Raw genomic sequence first — 776 nt, forward strand, 5'->3', positions numbered from 1 at the left:
TCGTCATCGCCGCCTTCGCAATCCGAGAGGGCATCGAAGCATGGCGCGGAGACACCTGCGTCACATCCGTCGGAATGCTCCTCGAAGACGAGCACGATGACCACGCACGGCCCACGATCTAGCGCAATACCAAACCGCACATACGGCGCACGATCCGCCGCGCTAACTGCTCAGATCGACGACGACGAGACCCAGAGGCTCCTACTCCGGCGAGCGGGGGCGCCCTACTGACCAGACGTTTAGGGCGTGTTGCTAAAGGCTTCGGCCGGAGCGATAGCTTGGTCGCGTGCTTCGTGATTCGGTGACGGTGGTGGCGGACATTGATGCGTCCGTCGAGGTCGTCTGGCGATTCTTGACGGCTGGACGTGGCGCGTGGTGGCCCGAGATGCGCTTCGAGGCGGCCGTCGGCTCGCCGCTCGTCGAGACCTGGGTAGAGGAAGGCCGACAGGTAAGCGCGACGGGGAGCGTCACGCGATGCAATGAGCCGTATGTTCTCGGATTCAGTTGGACCGAACAGGGCTGGGATCACCCGCTCGACGTCGTGATCGAGCTGGTAACGCACGGACAGGCGACCTTGGTCACGCTCACCGAGTCAGGATTCTCCCGCGCTCGGACCCCGCACTCGTTGCCTGCGGAACACGAGGCGGGGTGGCGATACCATTTGGCGCGATTGAAGCGGACGAGCGAGGGTGAAGCAGTCGACGTCGATGATTAGCGAACGCTGCTGGTGAGCCAGTGGAGGGTTGCGGCGAGGCAGAGGCCGGCGTGGTAGTTGC

General features: G+C 63.9%; 1 protein-coding gene. It reads left to right on the plus strand.

Annotated features, from left to right (window positions below; genetic code table 11):
- Window positions 1-286 precede the first annotated feature (286 nt).
- Window positions 287-715 (plus strand): SRPBCC family protein, encoded by a 429-nt coding sequence (locus tag D8Y23_RS16590; RefSeq protein ID WP_240663950.1) that lies wholly within the window; start codon window positions 287-289, stop codon window positions 713-715.
- Window positions 716-776: the final 61 nt, after the last annotated feature.

The sequence above is a fragment of the Microbacterium enclense genome (assembly GCF_004022425.1).
Lineage (GTDB): Bacteria > Actinomycetota > Actinomycetes > Actinomycetales > Microbacteriaceae > Microbacterium > Microbacterium enclense_A.